This is a genomic window from Methanomicrobia archaeon (assembly GCA_016930255.1).
GTDB lineage: Archaea > Halobacteriota > Syntropharchaeia > Alkanophagales > Methanospirareceae > JACGMN01.
This window is the reverse complement of sequence record JAFGHB010000043.1, coordinates 1-13,738: the sequence shown is the minus strand read 5'-3', so window position 1 is coordinate 13,738 and position 13,738 is coordinate 1. Positions and strand designations below refer to the sequence as shown.

At 48.8% G+C, this 13,738-nt stretch carries 13 protein-coding genes; 6 read left to right on the top strand and 7 right to left on the bottom strand.

What is annotated here, in order from left to right; translation table 11 throughout:
• Positions 1–271, bottom strand: a 271-nt coding sequence (locus tag JW878_06535; GenBank protein ID MBN1762713.1) for a hypothetical protein, incomplete at its 3' end; no start/stop codon positions are given.
• Between the two features lie 36 nt (positions 272–307).
• Between JW878_06535 and JW878_06530 the strand changes: the two genes are divergently transcribed.
• A complete protein-coding gene (locus JW878_06530; protein ID MBN1762712.1) occupies positions 308–3,133 on the top strand; it encodes a PGF-pre-PGF domain-containing protein in 2,826 nt (941 codons plus the stop codon).
• A 48-nt stretch (positions 3,134–3,181) separates the two neighbouring features.
• Here JW878_06530 and JW878_06525 read toward each other — a convergent pair whose 3' ends face one another.
• From JW878_06525 to JW878_06510, 4 genes are all read right to left on the bottom strand, one after another.
• Entirely contained in the window at positions 3,182–4,411 is a 1,230-nt protein-coding gene (locus JW878_06525; protein MBN1762711.1) for a methanogenesis marker 15 protein, read from the bottom strand.
• A 36-nt stretch (positions 4,412–4,447) separates the two neighbouring features.
• Entirely contained in the window at positions 4,448–4,909 is a 462-nt protein-coding gene (locus JW878_06520; protein ID MBN1762710.1) for a methanogenesis marker 5 protein, read from the bottom strand.
• Between the two features lie 108 nt (positions 4,910–5,017).
• Positions 5,018–5,743 carry a DNA repair and recombination protein RadB gene (gene radB / locus JW878_06515; protein ID MBN1762709.1) on the bottom strand — a complete coding sequence of 242 codons (726 nt, stop codon included), beginning with the start codon at positions 5,741–5,743 and terminating at the stop codon, positions 5,018–5,020.
• Between the two features lie 66 nt (positions 5,744–5,809).
• A complete protein-coding gene (locus JW878_06510; protein MBN1762708.1) occupies positions 5,810–7,120 on the bottom strand; it encodes a magnesium transporter in 1,311 nt (436 codons plus the stop codon).
• 68 nt (positions 7,121–7,188) lie between these two features.
• Between JW878_06510 and JW878_06505 the strand changes: the two genes are divergently transcribed.
• Both JW878_06505 and rimI read left to right on the top strand, forming a co-directional pair.
• Complete coding sequence (locus JW878_06505) at positions 7,189–7,650, top strand: chorismate mutase (protein MBN1762707.1); 462 nt, start codon at positions 7,189–7,191, stop codon at positions 7,648–7,650.
• Position 7,651: 1 nt separating this feature from the next.
• Positions 7,652–8,119, top strand: coding sequence for a ribosomal protein S18-alanine N-acetyltransferase (gene rimI, locus JW878_06500; protein MBN1762706.1), 468 nt, complete (start codon positions 7,652–7,654; stop codon positions 8,117–8,119).
• 190 nt (positions 8,120–8,309) lie between these two features.
• Here rimI and JW878_06495 read toward each other — a convergent pair whose 3' ends face one another.
• Both JW878_06495 and JW878_06490 read right to left on the bottom strand, forming a co-directional pair.
• Positions 8,310–9,110, bottom strand: coding sequence for an FRG domain-containing protein (locus JW878_06495; GenBank protein ID MBN1762705.1), 801 nt, complete (start codon positions 9,108–9,110; stop codon positions 8,310–8,312).
• 321 nt (positions 9,111–9,431) lie between these two features.
• Positions 9,432–11,042 (bottom strand): O-phosphoserine--tRNA ligase, encoded by a 1,611-nt coding sequence (locus JW878_06490; GenBank protein ID MBN1762704.1) that lies wholly within the window; start codon positions 11,040–11,042, stop codon positions 9,432–9,434.
• Positions 11,043–11,125: 83 nt separating this feature from the next.
• Here JW878_06490 and JW878_06485 point away from each other — a divergent pair, with 83 nt between their 5' ends.
• The 3 genes from JW878_06485 (at position 11,126) to JW878_06475 (ending at position 13,534) form a co-directional block, all read left to right on the top strand.
• Positions 11,126–11,602 carry a small multi-drug export protein gene (locus JW878_06485; GenBank protein MBN1762703.1) on the top strand — a complete coding sequence of 159 codons (477 nt, stop codon included), beginning with the start codon at positions 11,126–11,128 and terminating at the stop codon, positions 11,600–11,602.
• Between the two features lie 308 nt (positions 11,603–11,910).
• Positions 11,911–12,807: a hypothetical protein gene (locus JW878_06480; GenBank protein MBN1762702.1), complete on the top strand. Its 897-nt coding sequence runs from the start codon at positions 11,911–11,913 to the stop codon at positions 12,805–12,807.
• A 25-nt stretch (positions 12,808–12,832) separates the two neighbouring features.
• A complete protein-coding gene (locus tag JW878_06475) occupies positions 12,833–13,534 on the top strand; it encodes a PRC-barrel domain-containing protein (GenBank protein MBN1762701.1) in 702 nt (233 codons plus the stop codon).
• Positions 13,535–13,738: the final 204 nt, after the last annotated feature.

The window sequence follows — 13,738 nt, the reverse complement described above, 5'->3', positions numbered from 1 at the left end:
TGACGGCGAGACTGGCGTCGAATGGGCCTGGGGGAACGTTGAGCCCGGCTATTCCAAGACCGTCAAGGTCAAGGTCAAAGCGGTGAGTAGCGGCGACCACGTCATCAAGTTCCGCGGCTACGCCTGCTCCGTTGGCTATACCTACTGTCACGACGAGGTCTCCTGCTCGAACTATCCCTGCTCCGGCTGCAGCTTCCCGAGCTCTAAGAAGAAAACCATTACCGTGCCTCCAGTAGCTAACATTAATATCAATGCCCAGATAACTTCCCATTCTATAGCTTCTGGAGAGTTCAAACCCGGAGATAAAGTGAAAGCTGATGTAACCGTAAAGAATATGGGTGATACTCAGCATACTTTTTATATTGGTTATTCGGTCAAAGATAAGAATGGAAAATTGTGGGATGCACCCTACACAAGCGCATCTCTAGGTAAAGGAAGTTCTATAACAAAGACGCTTTACTGGAGCGTTCCGTCTAATGCGCCCGAGGGGCCATATAGTGCCAGGGTTGCGGTGTATAAGAGTAAATCAGGTGATCTTTTGCAAGATAGGTTGGACTATAAAGAAAAATCATCGGCTTTTGATATACTCATAACTTCAAAAGTAAAAATTTTGGATATCAAAACCGATGAGAAAGGCAATTTTGGAATGATAACCGTAGTTCTCGAAAACAAAGATGAACTTAACATTGAGATTTCCGGGATTTCGGCCACACCATCTTCAGTGAACTTAAAGCCAGGATCTCACTCGCTGGATATAAAGATAGATGGCACTGGGGAAGGTTATATTACGCTTTCGACTGATAAGCCTCTTGCTAAGCTAGTAATCAATAGAGAATGTAATGCAGACCCTGATTGTCTCAAAGAACTCGGATCATCATCCGCTCAGTGTATAACGGGAACCATTAAAATTAGTGAATTTTGCACAGCATGTGGCGCATCTTTGGCAACCACAGCCAGTTTAGCAGCTTTTGGTGGTGCATGTTCAGTAGGTACATTCGGCGTTGGGAGCATCGGATGTTTTACTCCGGCTGCAGGAGTGGGTGCATTTTCAGCATTATTCTGTGGATTATGTTTTGTTGATAATATCCAGACTTCGTATTCCTGTGCAGAGGCTTCATCATTTCTTTTGATGGATAAATGTTCACAATGCAGCAGTACGGTAAGCAAGATAATTGTGACACAACTGGATGCCAACCCCTCAAGTGTCAATCCTGGCGAATCCGTTTTAATCACCGTTGCAGTTAAAAATGAAGGAGACGCAGAAGGTTCTAAGGACTTAGATATCAAAGTTAACGGTGAAATTATAAAAAAGGAGGAAGTTACCATCGAGGCACATGAGAGTAAAATGATAACAACCTCCGTGGTTAAAAGTGAACCTGGATCTTATATTGTCTCTGTTGATGATAAACGTGTCACGTTTTCAGTAGTTCGATCAAGCTTAACGATTACCAAAATTGAACCCGAGCTATTAAGGCTTGGCGAAGTAGGAACAATATATGTAACACTGAAGAATGAAGATGCTATAGAGTTTAAGGAAAGCCAATATGACGTGACATTATCTTTTCGCGATTATTATAAACGGGGAGGGAGTGATAGTTTTTGGGTAAGAGCGGATGGAAATAAGCATGGTAGCGCTATGGCGATACTTCAGGAAGAGGAAATTAAAAACGTCAGAATCCCAAGTTTTGAGCCCGGTGCCGAAACTACTGTCAATTTACACGTTAATATCGATAAGTATGCTGCACCATCCCTTATCTTTGCAGATACGTTGGGAGTAACAATCCAGAGTGACGGTACCTCAATTCCTTACGATGAGTACAAAGATCTTGATGTTATTGTAAGCGAAAAACAGGCCCTTAATTCAATTAAAACAGCGATATTATCCCTATTTGGTCTACCACCTTTGTGTCCTGAACTTATCGAAGAACATGCAAAATTACTGGACGACAAGGCTTGTGAACTAATCATGGCCCTTCAAAGAGATGACCCTGAAGCAGCGGCAGAAGCTTACTTCGATATGCTTGCGGTATTAGTGACGCCCCATCCTGAACTCGTAATTGATGCAATCAAAAATATGTGGGAAGGATCATCAGACATAGCCCTTTTATTCTTATGGGCGGAAATTTTTGTGAGTGAAGCCATTGCAAGAGGATATGATTTAACAGTCGTAGAGGTTCACAGTCCTGTTGATGTATTAGTCACGAGTCCACAGGGACAACAAGTTGGTTACTATGAAGGTAAGATATCCGAAGAAATAAACGGCTCCTGTGTTATTGTAAAGGACAATAAAAAAATAATAATGATTCCAGGTAGAGATAATTACACTATAAAGCTTAAGGGAACCGATGAAGGTATTATGAGTTATTATGCAATAACACCTACGGGCGAGAATGCTTATACATCGGTGAAATATGAAGATATACCTGTAGAGGGAAATACCTTATTGACCACACAAATTCAAAAATATCCCGAGGATACAAACTTAAGCATTGATAGGAATGCTGACGGAGTTGTAGATGAAATAAGAGATCCTGATACGGTAATGAAGGAGGGAAAGTTACCTAAAAATGTGTCTGTGGAAGTTATCCGACGAATAGGCAATTTATTAAAAGATCAGCAGTTAACCATGGTACTTGAAAGAACCGATGTTACAAATGTTGAAATCGAAACAATTAATACTATCAGCGATGTTAAAATCCTGATACAGGAGCTTGAGAGCAAACCAGGGGAAATTGTAGATGCTCCGGGAATAGCATACAGTTATTTGAATATCGAAACAGAGAACCTAAACGAGGAAGATATTGCCAATGTTAATATTGCGTTCAAAGTACGGAAATCTTGGATAGAAGAGAATAACGTTGACGAAACTTCTATTAAGCTGAACAGGTTTTTTGAAGGAGAATGGACATCGCCTGCAACTGAGAAGATACTTGAGGATGAAGTATACTTGTATTATAAAACAGAATCAGCGGGGCTATCAAACTTCGCCATAACCGGTCAAGAAAAAGTAGAAAAGATACCAATAATCACTCCAACGCAAAAATCTGAAACAGATGTCCCAGGATTCGAAGCTCTTTTTGTACTCGTCGGATTTGTAGCAGCTATGTGTCTCTTAGGGAAGAGAACGAAATGAAGAGTTTTCTTCATTTCCGCTATTCTTCAAAAACAAGTTAAAAAATGACTAAACCCCGGACACCAGCGTCGCCATCCCGACCGCCCCGGCGTACTGCGAGTATGGCGGCACGATAATCTCAACACCGAGTATATCCTCGAATTCGCGCTTCACGCCCTCCACCAGCGACACACCACCAACGAAGATCACCGGCGGCCGCACCTCCATCTCCTGGATCATCGTCTCGTAGACCTGCTCGGCAACCGAGTGGCACGCAGCAGCCGCGACGTCCTCACGCGTCACGCCCGATGCTAACGCAACCACCAGGCTCTGGATCCCGAAGACCATGCAGTAGCTCTGCAACTCAAATCGATCCTGCGCCTTTGCCGTTGACTGCATCGCCAACTGCCCCAGCTCCGAGATGTCCACGTCCAATCGGTGCGAGGCCACTTCCAGGAACCGCCCGGACGAGCCGCCGCAGATGCCGCCCAAACTGAAGCTCGTGACGATACCGTCACGCATGAGCATCAGCTTATTGTTCATTCCGCCGATATCGATCACGGTGGCGTCGCCCTTATGCCGCTCGGCAAGCAGTGCAGCGCCTTTCGAGACCACACTCACTTCCTCTAAATTGAGATCTGCTTTTACGTGCTCGCTGACAAGGTCGCGGCCGGGGCCGGTCACACCAATCGCATCCACGTCCGTTAGCGAGATGCCCGCCTCTTGTAACGCTTTCGCCAGCGCCTCCTCCGTACTTCCAATCGGATCGGTCGTTGGCAGCCAGTCCTTCCCGACGATCTCGTTATCCTTCATCACCACCACTTTCGTCGTCGAGGAGCCCGAATCAATGCCGACCGTGACGCCTTCCTGCTTCTCCCGCATCAAGAGCGTCTTCTGCGCTATTAACGTCCTCAGCGCTTCCAACCGCGAGTAAAGCTCGATCTCCTTCGGCTTCTCCACGTTCGAATACACGATCACCGGAATGTTCGTCCGCTCATGGAGGAACCGCCGTACCAGATCTTTTACGATCGTCCCTTCCGAGCATTTGAAGCACGTGAGCAGTATCGCGCCTTTTATCGTCGGGTCACGTAACACAGCGACCGCTCGTGCGATCATCATATCCAGGCTGGGGCTCTCTGCCTTGAAGCCCACCTCGTCGCACGCCGACGCCACCTGCGAGAGTTCCATCTCGGGAAATACCAGTTCAATACCCAGGCGCTCGGCTATGTCGTTCAATAACCATTGGATACCGCTGTATTCCGTCCCGCACGAGATCTGCGCGACTCTCACCGCAGTCATTTTTATCTTCTCTTATCTCTCTTTACTAAGCTTATCTTACGCTTCTTTTACTTCTTCCTTCTGCTCCGCTGATAGCTGCTTTAAGAAAGCCATCACCGCCGAGACCATCTCGTCCATCCGCTCGCCGCCCTCATACTTCACTTCTAACGTCGGTATCCCTCGCTTCCGAATCAGGAACTTGAAGAATTCGTCCGCGACGGCACAACCCATGCATCCGAAGGTGGGCGGCGCGTCGGTGAGTATGATCGCCGCTTCCGCTTTCTCCAGTAACGGTGCAAGCAGTCCCACGCGCCCCTTCAGTCCCGCTGGCTCTTCCACTGAGACGTACCGCAGCGCCCGTTTCAAATCCTCTTCCGTGATGTTTATTGGTGGCGCGTCTATCTCCGCATCTCTTACGTGCTCGCCGACTTCCCGCATCAAAACCACCGGCTCATGGCCGCTCCGTTCCACCAAGTCCGCTAAGATCAAGCTATTCGGCGGATACACCAACACATTCATCTTCTCTCAGTCTTCCCTTTATTCTCGCCTCATCTCTAACGTTAACGTTAATTAAGATACTCTATCAAAACAAATTACTTAATCTGTATTATAATCTGCTGGTTTGGTTCATCCCGGCGGCCTATCCTCAACACCCGTGCCCGTAATAAAGAACGCGCAGGAGGTATCCTCAGGCATAGACCGGTGCTTCATTACCGTGGCTCTCCGTTTACCACCCGTGCCTTCTACTTTCTCCAGTTGCACGATCACTTTCGAGAGATGCTCGAGCGCCGAGCCGCCAGAGGGCCGTAATCTGCCGTTCTCGACGTCCGTATAGACCTGATTCGTTATGATCACCACGAGGTCGTACTTACGCGCGATTTCCAGGAGCTGCATTATCTGGTTCGCCAGCACGCGTCTCAAATACATGCTCCGTTCGTCGTCCAGCTCCAATCGGTAGAACAGCGTAGCGGAATCGAGAATCACGAGAGAAACCGCGCTTTTGCTCTCTTTCTCTTTTATTACCTTCTCGATCTCCTTTATGCAGGAGGTCTGCTGCTCGAAGTTCTGCGGCTGGTACAGGATGATTCGCCCTGCTATGCGCTCTACGGCTTCATCCTCGCTCGCGTGCGCCGCAGCTATTTGTAAGAACCGTTCCGGCGAGAGCCCTTCGCTATCTATAATTATTACGCTATTCCCGTTCTTCGCACAGGCGACCGCCATCTGGAGACAAATATTGGTCTTGCCACTGCCCGCCTCGCCGTAAAGCTGGGTTACCGTGCCCGCCTCGAACCCGCCGCCTAACAGCTCGTCTATGCTTTTGCATCCCGTGCCATATTTCGTCGGAAGTTGCATGGTACCCTTCCTTTCTTTTAAAAAGAAGCGTTACCAAGAAATAATGCTTTCCCGTCCACGCTCTTTCTAAAAGGGGGGAATTATGTACATCGCAAACAAGAGGCATAATACGCCCATCACGTCTGTTAAGCAGGTTATAAGCGGTATCGTATCGTTATCGGGATCCAGACCAAAACGAAACGATAGAATCGCGATGTAATAGGACGCGAGATTGAGGAAGGTTGTAACTAAAATACCGCCTAAAAGCGCGATCGCTAGCAAGTTAATCAAATTCGGCGTGGGCACTCCGAAACGGACACTCGCCACGTATACTAACAGACCGACAAATAGGAATAATACTGCGGAAAGAAGATAAATCACAACGAAATTCGCGGAGACTCGCTTATCCGGCAGGGTCTTCGGCTTCACCGTACCAATATGAAGCATTGAGGAAAGACGCGCACTTAAAATGCCGCCTAACGCGTTACTTTCGCCCAGGAACGGCGGAAGGAGTACCAGAATCGCGGGGAGAGCAATTAAATGCTCCAACTTCAGATCCAGCGTTATTCCTGCGATAATGTCGATCACACCGCAGATGAACAGCATGGGGATGCTCTCTTTCAGGATACGCTTTACCGCTGCATCGTTCGACTTCAGACCCTTTACACTCCATAAAAGCGCGGCAACGGTGAAGAAAATAGATAGCAGGGCGACGGGGGATAACCAGCGTCCCAAACCCCACCGACCATCCAGTTCGTGCAACTTGAGCAATAAAAGCGCGGCAAAGAACAAAGCGGGTATGGTTATTACGTCTCCTACCGAAGTGATTATCGGCGAAGACATATTGTCTAGGTCCCAACCCCTGTTATACCCGATGATTGAGACCATGAGTGCGACGCCAAGCAGAACGAATCCGGAGACCAACCCGGCAATGACCGAGATGAGTACGAAGCCGTGAAGGGAGAGATACTCGATATGTGGCATGCCAAAGACGTGTGCCGCTTCTTTCGCTAAGAAGCCGAGGATAACAGACAGAACGAGCGTGAGCACCACAGAGGTGTACGCATTTTGGTACAAAATCCCGCCTCGTTTCAGGGTCGGCGAGAACAGCCCGAGGTGCATGGACGTGCCCAATCGCGAGACGAGCGCACTGTAAATATTGCCGCGCATGGCAATCGCCGGCGGGATAAGGATCATCAAGCCAGGAAGCGCCTGGAGCATCCCGGTCATCAAACTCAACGCAATTCCCGCCAACAGACCGGTGAACGAGCAAAAAAGCAGAGAAAAAGGAGCTTGTCTGAATAAATCAGAGAACTCGTGAAAAAAGGAGGAAGCATGACTGAGAGGAGCACTCAAGGCGTTCTTGCGCCATTCCTTGATCTGCGTTCGCATACTCATCCCTCCCCCTATTTATACCGCTACCGACTCTCATATACCGCGAAGACGCTCCATTACGCTGCGTGTTCATGCTGCTACTTGGGCTCTTCGTTCTCCGCGCGCCCAAGCCCAAGCTGGGGCTACCCGGAGGCTTTTGTTCTGCTTCGCTTTCGGTATCACTTTCTTGCATGGACATCATGCTCTTTTTTTTCTTACTTTACCTCATTGTTTATGATAAAATAATAAAGATGCCTTCGGGTGAAGCGAAACTGGAAGAGATCCGTAAGAGGATCGATGAAATAGACGATGCCATCGCCGATTTACTCGCGAAGAGGATGTACTATGCGAACGAGACAAAGGCTGAGAAACTGCGAATGAAACAGCCAATCGTGGATGAGCAGCGCCAACACGACGTGATCGAGAAGTGGTGTGAACGAGCGCGGGGGACGAGAGTAAGCGGTGACTATGAGTTGAGCGAGGAGATGATGACGAAGATCGCGAAGCTCGTCATCGAATACACGGTAAAAATGGAGATGGAAGGGCGGCAGTAAGATGGACGTTGTGGTGAGCACGACAAAAGGACTGACAATAAAACTGCGGGAATTCGAGAAGCCCGATATCAGAAGAGTAATGGAAATAGAGGAGGTTTCGTTCTTAGAAGGCGATGCCGCGTTGTATCTGGACTTATACGAGGAATGGCCGCGGGGCTTCTTAGTCGCTGAGCACGAAGACCGGGTAATAGGGTTCGCCGTTCTCGTCTTAACGCCGGAAGGCGACGGTCGCATATTTGCCATTGCGGTTGATGCGCAGTATAGGGGAAGAGGCGTGGGTAGGGCGTTATTAAAAGCAGCGTTTAATACGCTGCGGAAAAGGCAGATTGGGTTTGTGCAACTGGAAGTGCGCGTGAACAACTACATAGCACAGCAATTATACAGAAGCACGGGTTTTATGGAGATCGGGTTCATTCCGTTCTATTACAAGGACGGTGAAGGTGCGATCGTGATGAGGAAAGTCCTTTAGGCTGAACGGGAATCGTGCTGCTTGAAGGCACGAAGTGCTTTTATGCCAGAGACGGCTGGCAGTGCAAGCATCAAATCGGAATGACTGCTATGCCGAGATGGTGCGTCTCATTTCGATCTTGTATCGAACGGTGCTTTTCAGCCGCAGCAATTAGCTGTCGACTGCAAGAATCTTGTTAGACGCTGGCCGGTTATACTTCCTCCAGCATCTCCACACCCTGCGGTAGCAGCCTTTGCAAAATCAACGATTTCGTATACAGTGATTGAGCAAACCCTTCCAGACCCGGGAAAAGTGTTGCCCTGTTGATACCCAGTTCGTGGAGCTTGCGAAGGATCTCGTGCCGGCATCCCGAATCAATAACGAACTTCTTTAGGCATTTGGAATAGTTTGGTAGAGCTTCCATGTTCTCCTCAAATGTCGCCGTCACGTCTCCAGGCGCAAGGAACACGCCTTGTTGGATTGTGAGGCGTTCATTCAACCGTAGCGGGTTTGCAGGGTATACAAATCGAAGCCTGTCGTTTGGTCTCATAAAGAGTGCGCGGAACGGTGCTCCGTCTCTTTTTTTATTGTACTCTTTGAGCAGCCTCTGACCCTCAGAAAGCTTGCTAGCAATACACTTATCGGCCTCTTTTTTAAGTTGAGTTACGTTAACTGCCCAGACGACAGCATCCTCACCCTCTTTCTCAAGCGCGAAGTAAACGGCAATGAAGAAAGAGTACGTGAAATCAACCAACCTCGTTGGTGTTCCGTAATGACGGAGGAGAGAAAGCCATTCCAGTGTATAACCCTTCTCTGGTGGTGCGCGTCCCGCATAAAGATGGTAGCGGCGCGCAAACTCGCGGATTAACTTTACCTCAAGATCTGCAACATTATTACCAGAGAGATTAAGGCTCTTGCAGTGACGTTCAAGGCTCGAAGCCGGGAATTTTGATGTGTCTTGGCCCCGAAAAGCCCACCCTTTGCTGTCGTCATATTCGGCCTCCTTCTCCACCAGATCTGTCCATCTTTTGATCCTTTTGCCAGATTTGGGTACAGAATCATTTGGCAACTCCTAATTGTTGACGTAGGTAGATCACAAAATGCGTCTAGCAGTTACTTTTCTAGTAATGCTCGGTATTGTTAAAAGCTTTTTGGTTTACTGACATGCGTTTAAAATCTCGAATGAACGGGGGCTATTTCAAAACGATCTCTCAACAAAGTGCTTTTCGTGCAATACATTGCAAAAGAAAGAGTGAACGAGTCGCATACACACGTGACAGAAGATAGGGATAAGATGTCAAAGATCCCATTGAGAGGGTCTTTGAGCGGGAAACTATGAGACCTTCTTCGCCACCACCGTCAGAAAGACGGGGCCGCGTATATCAACCTTCTTCGCCGTCGACGTGATGTAACGCATCGCTAAGTCGTCTATCTTTATATTGATGTCCGCACCGCTGCGTACGATCTTTACCTTCACTTCAACGTCTTCCGTATCGATTGCTCCGGTTTCCGCAGCTTCTTCTATGGTCGCCGCAGCAAGCGCGGCAAACGCATCCACGAACCGCAGGTTCGCTGTCTCGCCCTCTTCAAACTTCTTCGCCCATTTCTTCGTTCGCGGTAGTCCGAGTATAGAACCCTTGACGGCAACGAGCTCGTTCTGCGTGGCAGGCCCGCACAACCGCGTGTCCTCCTCCGGCTCGGTCACCCGAACTTCAACCGTCTTATCAAAGAGCGTGCCGGTATACGCGAGGAACTCACAGGGCGATTCCGCATCGCCGTTCGCCTCGCAGACACGCACGATGCTCTTCGCTATCTCCTCGCCCTCTAACGTGCGTGGCGTTCGTTCCACGCTTACCTGCCCGGCCAATTCCCTGTCGCTCAATTCCAGGGGCGCATGAAATTGTGGGAATACCAGCGCGCGCACATCGTCCGACCCGTGCTCGATCATTGACAATCGCTCCACGCCCAGCCCCAGGTTCATCACGGGATACGGGATATCATACTGCGCCAATGCCGTGGGCGAATAAATGCCAAATGTCGCCAATTCCACCCAGCCGAGGTGCGGATGGTAGCAGAAAACTTCCGTCTGCGTGTCCGGCATGTAATATTTCGAGCGCTTCTCGTCCTCCCTGAACTTGATCTTCTCGAACCCGAATTGCGATAGCAGCCCGGTTGCAACCTCTTTGCCATCGTCTATGCTCACGTCGCCCTCTTCGTTGCAGACGACGCAGGATGCGGAATGGTAACTCCGAAGCCGTATTTCGTCCTCGCGCTGCTCGCGTCTGAAGCAGCGATCCACGGAGAAGAGCTTTATCGGCAAGGGCCGCTTATTCACGAGTTCCGCCAGCGTCAGGAACCAGCCGGAGGTCATATGACTTCGCAACGTCGCACTCGAGGCAACCGGATCGAGGCTCTTTAACTCAGGGAAGACGGTATCGAGCACTTTCGCCATTTTCGCGTCCTCTACACTCAAATTCCGCGCTACTTCGTATACCAGATCGTCACCGCCGAGTTCGCCCTTCTTGTACCGGTGCATAGTCTGCCGGAGCTCCTCGATCTCATCCTCCGAGAGCTCCTTCCCGAAGTACGCATTCATTTGCCGCACCCGTTCCTCTGAAATCCCGATATCCGGACGGGGCAGACCTCCCAGATAATAACAGCGATCCAAGACGGCAAGCGCTTCTTTCCCAAATTGCTTCTTCACGTCCTCCGCCTCGATAATCACGGGGTTCATCGTCTCCTCGAACCCGAGCCGTAGATACGCCGCTCTCAGCGCCTGGATCGTCTCAAGCACGGGATGGGGCTTCCCACAGTGTAATCGCAGCATAGAGCGTGGATAGCCTTCGTTCAGCCTTCGCTCACGTGCGTAGCTCGCCCCCTGCAGCCACGTAGCTTCAAAATCCTTGCTCGTAGCCGCTCTTATCTGTTTTGGATCGAATTTCATTGCTCGCTCTTCCCTTATTCTCTCCTACCTACTTCCTTAATCGCGCTCTTATTTTATAAATAGGGAGTATATAACAAAGGATTATGCCCATCAGTTTTGCCGTGGTTTCCGAGAGTATCCGGGTGATAGTGATTGCCATGATCCCCATCGCAGAACTGCGTGGTGCCATTCCCTTAGCGATTTACTACGGAATGAGCTACACAGAAGCTTTTATACTCTCGGTGATCGGGAATATGCTGCCCGTAGTGCCGCTACTCCTCTTCCTCGACCCCGTTTCAAACAGGCTGAGAAAATACCGCCTCTTCGAACGCTTCTTTACTTGGCTCTTCGCGCGAACACGGCGTTATAACGCGCGGATGGAGAAATATGGTGCCTTAGGACTCACACCGTTTGTCGCGATCCCCCTTCCGGTGACCGGAGCGTGGACGGCCTGTGCCATAGCGTTTGTCTTCGGCATTCGCTTCCGCTACGCCTTTCCTGCCATCCTAGCCGGGGTGATAATCGCGGGAATCATCGTAACGCTCTCAGTCATGGGCTTTTTAGTGTTTGTACATATATGAACCCTGAAAAATCATAAAATCCTATTCTAGCACTAGTAGAACCACGGAATAGCTATGTGCGGTTATTAATGGGTTTTTTGCCGTATTCCCGCACCTTCTGATTTCGCGCCACCTATCGAAGGTTAGTTAGTTATATAGAAATGGAGGTATAATCTATAATTGACCCTCGGAGAAATGGATAAACTATATCTTGACCCACAAGCTGATAGAGAATCGGCGATACGATACAAATCAATTTTAGCAGCGTTAGTTAAAGAAGAGAGTAACGGATAGATGAGCGTAACGTTCGGGAAGATGGGAGCGTAGAGATGGTGGAGAAGTTCAATGAAAAGGCAAACGCATTAGCTCATGAGTATTGGCGACTGAAAGAGATAACCGCCAACAAAGCGGGTGGAAACAGGTTAGCGGAGATAGAGAAGCTATTAGAGAAGGGTATTGGAGGAAAGCTAAAGGAACAGTTAGATGCCGAAGCGAAGCGGCTCCGGAAAGAGAAGGATGATAGAAGCGGCGCCTTTATGAAGTTAGAAGGCGTTGAAAGACAGATAATGGAGCTGACCGCGGATTTAGCACCCAATTTAGACCTCTTTAACGACGGGTTGTTCCCCTATGATAGCGAGTACGAGCCAATTTCTGAAGAGTTCTTCTCTGCACTTACCAACATCTTCTTCGGTACGCCGCAGCCCAGTATTCAGTTCAAGGTAGCTACACTCTCGACGGAAGGAATAAAGGTCAATTTGACCGACGAGCAATCCCCCTTGGAAGCCCTGGGATATGTGCTCATGATAATCCAGGAGACCGCGAAGAAGCTGCTCGGCGCGGAGAACACGATAGATACCAGCTGTGCGTTGCTCAAACAAAATGAGTACGCTTTTATTGTATTAGGGATCCTGCTCAAAGAGGGGAGAAGCATGGGAATGAAGGAGCTGAAAGAGATTGCACATCGCGACGATAAAGAATATAAGGAGCTGGTGAGCGATGTTTATGATAAAGAGCTGGTTAATAGCATAGCGTATCTGGTAAGCGATGCATGGGAATATGGCTTGGTGAAAGAAGCCGAGGGAAAATATGAAGTGACAGACTTTGGCGAACGGGTCTGGCAGATCTGCAATGCTGAAACATGTGAAGGTGAAGGGAAGACGAAAAGAGCAAGTATTCCGAGTTCGAGTTTGAACATCCAGAAGATCCTAAAGTTTTTAAAAAAGTGAAGGGAATGGGATAAAAAAAGGAGAGATGTTGTTGAAAAAAGCGGGGAAGGAGGAAAAAGAGAAGGTAGTCGCGTACTTACGATCGAAACTATTCCCGTGGAACTTCATCTTTGAGGACGTTACAGACGCCGCGATAGAGCATTTTGTCCCGTATGCGATCCAGATGTGCGAAGCGAAGGGTTTAGAGAAAGGTTCGGTCGGTTTAGAGGACGTGAAAGAGGTAATTACGCGGGAAGTGAAGGAAGCCGTGGATGACTATCTCTTTGATCCTGAGGATAGGGAGATGATCCGGATGCACGGTGATTTTGCCGCGATCTATCCGTTTGCCTTCTCGCAGTGCTTAGCGCATGCCATTTTGTATCGGCTCGGTCTTACGTTGGAAGATGTCGTGGATATACGAGCGATTAGCGACCTGTTGGGCGAGGATATGAAAGAGATCGCGATGCGGGAATACTTTATCCGGGATTTGATAGCGCAAAACGGCAGTAAAGCGATGAAGATGTTTGCCACGTCGATTTTGGATAAGAAAGTCATAACGGCAGGCGGCGATTGTATAGGGAGCGTAGCGGACATCATTTTCACTGACGAGACCGGAAAGGTGGAGGAATTAGCAGTGAATCACCTGAAAGGCACGGGCATGAAGAAGAGCCGAGTAGCTATGAAGGATGTCCGTTTGAATATGTATAGCAAAAACGTCGTTCTGAAATCTTCAAATTACCGAAAATGAGGACTGGCGGTAGAAAGGATTAGAGAAAAGGATATAGAAGATAGTGATAGTAATTGATATATAGTATAATAGAGTTGGCAATATTACGTGGGTAAAAAAAGATAGAGGGGGAATAAGATGCGGGTATTTGTACTGGGTTATGGACAGGCAGGAGGGCGAGTTGCGGATACGTTTGTAGAGCATGCGAAGAAGACCGGGCAGAAT